The 2,969-nt window shown below is 74.2% G+C and carries 3 protein-coding genes and 1 pseudogene; 1 reads left to right on the forward strand and 3 read right to left on the reverse strand.

Annotation, left to right across the window (positions count from 1 at the left end; all coding sequences use genetic code 11):
- From HW445_RS24600 to HW445_RS24610, 3 genes are all read right to left on the reverse strand, one after another.
- The coding region (locus HW445_RS24600; RefSeq protein ID WP_180223127.1) for an acyl-CoA dehydrogenase family protein at positions 1–218 on the reverse strand (218 nt) is incomplete at its 3' end.
- Entirely contained in the window at positions 215–1,396 is a 1,182-nt protein-coding gene (locus HW445_RS24605) for an acyl-CoA dehydrogenase family protein (protein ID WP_180223128.1), read from the reverse strand. The genes HW445_RS24600 and HW445_RS24605, both read right to left, overlap by 4 nt.
- Complete coding sequence (locus HW445_RS24610) at positions 1,393–2,370, reverse strand: NADPH:quinone oxidoreductase family protein (protein ID WP_180223129.1); 978 nt, start codon at positions 2,368–2,370, stop codon at positions 1,393–1,395. Before HW445_RS24610 ends, HW445_RS24605 begins: the two co-directional genes overlap by 4 nt.
- 183 nt (positions 2,371–2,553) lie before the next feature.
- Here HW445_RS24610 and HW445_RS24615 point away from each other — a divergent pair.
- Positions 2,554–2,969: pseudogene (locus HW445_RS24615) on the forward strand (ATP-dependent DNA ligase); the annotation flags it as partial.

Genomic DNA, 2,969 nt, shown 5'->3' on the forward strand with positions numbered 1-2,969 from the left:
CCCTGGCCGCCGCGCTCCTCGGGCACCAGCAGGCCGGCCAGGCCCATGTCCTGCGCGAGGCTCTTCCACAGCGCCGGGTCGTGCGGCTCGCCGGACTCGATCCGGGCCAGCACGGACGCCGGGTCGCACCGGTCGCCGAGCAGGTCGCGGACGGCGGCGCGGAGGTCTTCCTCCTCCTGCGAGTAGAGCAGGTCGGGGGTGGTGGCGGGGGCGCTCATCGGGCCAGGTCCTTCCAGGCGACGTCCTTGTCGGTGCGCGGCTCGGCGGGCAGGCCCAGCACGCGCTCGGCGACGATGTTGAGCAGGATCTCGCTGGTCCCGCCCTCGATGCTGTTGCCCTTGGAGCGCAGGTAGCGGTAGCCGGCGTCGCGGCCGGTGAAGTCCACCTGCTCGGGCCGGACCATCGTCCAGTCCTCGTACAGCAGGCCCTCCTCCGCGAGGAGTTCGACCTCGAGCCCGCTGATCCGCTGGTTGAGGCGGGCGAAGCCCAGCTTCATGCCGGCGCCCTCGGGGCCGGGCTGTCCGGCGACGAGCTGCTGGCGCAGCCGCGCGCCGGTGAGGCGGGCCGCCTCGGCCTCCACCCACAGGTCCAGCAGCCGCTGGTGCAGGTCGTGGGTGCGCAGGTCGGGGCGTTCGCGCCAGGTGGCGGCGACCTTGCCGATCATGCCGCCCTCGCGGGGAACCGGGGAGCCGCCGATGGCGACGCGCTCGTTGTTGAGCGTGGTCTGCGCGACCCGCCAGCCGTCGCCGACCTCGCCGAGGCGGCGGTCGTCGGGGATGCGGACGCCGCTGATGAAGACCTCGTTGAACTCGGCCTCGCCGGTGATCTGGCGCAGCGGGCGGACCTCGACGCCGGGGTCGGTCATGTCGCAGACGAAGTAGGTGATGCCGCGGTGCTTGGGCACGTCCGGGTCGGTGCGGGCGATCAGGATGGCCCAGCGGGCGATGTGGGCGCTGGAGGTCCACACCTTCTGTCCGTCGACCACCCAGTGGTCGCCGTCCCTGACCGCACGCGTGCCGAGCGCGGCCAAGTCGGAGCCGGCACCGGGCTCGCTGAAGAGCTGGCACCACACCTCCTCGCCGAGCCACAGCGGCCGCAGGAAGCGCCGCTTCTGCTCCTCGGTGCCGTACTGGAGGATGGTCGGCGCGGCCATGCCGAGGCCGATGCCGATGCGGCGCGGGTCGTTGTCGGGGGCGCCGGCGGCGGCGAGTTCGGCCTCCACCACGGCCTGCAGGGTGCGCGGCAGGCCGAGGCCGCCGAGGCCCTCGGGGAAGTGGACCCAGGCGAGGCCGGCGTCGAAGCGGGCCTCCAGGAAGGTCGTGCGGTCGGTGGTGGCGGGCGGGTGCGCGGCCAGGAGGTCCTGGGTCCGGCGGCGCAGGTCGCTTGCGTCCGTCATGCGGCGGCTCCGTTCTCCAGCGAGGGGACCACCACGACGCGGCCGGTGGTGACGCCGTCCCAGACCCGCTGCACGGCGTCGGCGGCGCCGCTCAGCGGCACCCGCTCGCTCACCAGCGGCTTGACGGCGCCCCGGGCGGCCAGCTCGGTGAGCTGCTCGTGGCAGTGCTGGACCAGCTTCGGGTTCTTGGTGTTGTACAGGCCCCAGTGCAGGCCGAGGATGGAGTAGTTCTTCACCAGCGCGTGGTTGAGCGCGGCGCTCGGGATGGTGCCGCTGGCGAAGCCGATGACCACGATGCGGCCCTCGAAGGCGACCACCTTGGTGGACTGCCGGAACGCCTCGCCGCCGACCGGGTCGTAGATCACGTCGGCGCCGCGTCCGCCGGTCGCCTCCTTGACGGCGGCGATCACGTCCTCGGCCGTGCGGTCGATCACCAGGTCGCAGCCGAGCGACCGGGCGACGGCGGCCTTCTCCGCGCCGCCGACCACACCGATCACGGTGGCGCCGGCGGCCTTGCCGAGCTGCACGGCGGCGCTGCCCACCCCGCCGGCGGCGGCGTGCACCAGCAGGGTCTCGCCCGCCTGGAGCGCGGCACGGCGGTGGAGGGCGAACCAGCTGGTCTGGTAGCCGATGTGCAGGGCGGCGGCCTCGGCGTCGTCCAGCGCCTCGGGGGCGGGGAGCAGGGCGCGCGCGTCGGCGAGGGCGTACTCCGCGAAGCCGCCGTGCGGCAGAAGCGGGCTCGCCAGCACCCGGCGGCCGTCCTCGGTCTCGCCGCAGATCTCCACGCCCGGGGTGAACGGGAGCGGGGGCCGCACCTGGTACTCGCCCCGGCACATCAGGCCGTCGGGGAAGTTGACGTTGGCGGCGCGCACCTTGAGGAGGACCTGGTTCGCGCCGGGCTCGGGCGGGTCGGTCTCCACGGGGCGCATCACCTCACGGGGTGCGCCGTTCTCGTGCACGTGCCATGCCTGCATGGTGGGCCTCCCACGGCTGCCGGTGTCCTCGCCGGCGCCACCGGCGTGGTGTTCGCCCGCGGCGCTGTCGTCACTGTCGTCCGGCCGCATACTAAGCGGTCGCTTGCCCCCAGGGAAGCCTTCGTGCCCCGGTGGGCATCCTGGCCGCGGGATGAGCGTGCCCCGGTGGGGAACCTGGACGGCATGTTGCTGGTGCGTGTTGCCGCCGTGTCGCGTGAGGTCGCCGCCACCTCCTCACGGTCCCGCAAGAAGGCTCTGCTCGCCGGGCTCTTCCGCGAGGCGGAGCCGTCGGACGTGCCCGTGGTCATCCCGTACCTGGCGGGCAGGCTTCCGCAGGGGCGCCTGGGCGTCGGCTGGAAGACCCTCGGCCGTCCCGTCCCGCCGGCCGCCGGGCCCTCGCTCACCGTGCTGGAGACCGACCGCGTTCTCACCGCGCTGAAGTCCGTCGCGGGCCCCGGCGCGCAGACCGAACGCACCCGCCTGGTGACCTCCCTGCTGTCCCGCGCCACCGAGGAGGAGCAGGCCTTCCTGATCGCCCTGCTCACCGGCGAGGTCCGCCAGGGCGCTCTCGACGCCGCCGCCGCGGAGGGCCTCGCCGA

The organism is Streptomyces sp. UH6 (assembly GCF_013421635.1).
Lineage (GTDB): Bacteria > Actinomycetota > Actinomycetes > Streptomycetales > Streptomycetaceae > Streptomyces > Streptomyces abyssomicinicus.

Excerpts from the sequence above, each read along its gene's own strand:
- HW445_RS24605 (WP_180223128.1), bottom strand. The coding sequence starts at position 1,396 with ATGACGGACGCAAGCGACCTGCGCCGCCGGACCCAGGACCTCCTGGCC.
- HW445_RS24610 (WP_180223129.1), bottom strand. The coding sequence starts at position 2,370 with ATGCAGGCATGGCACGTGCACGAGAACGGCGCACCCCGTGAGGTGATG.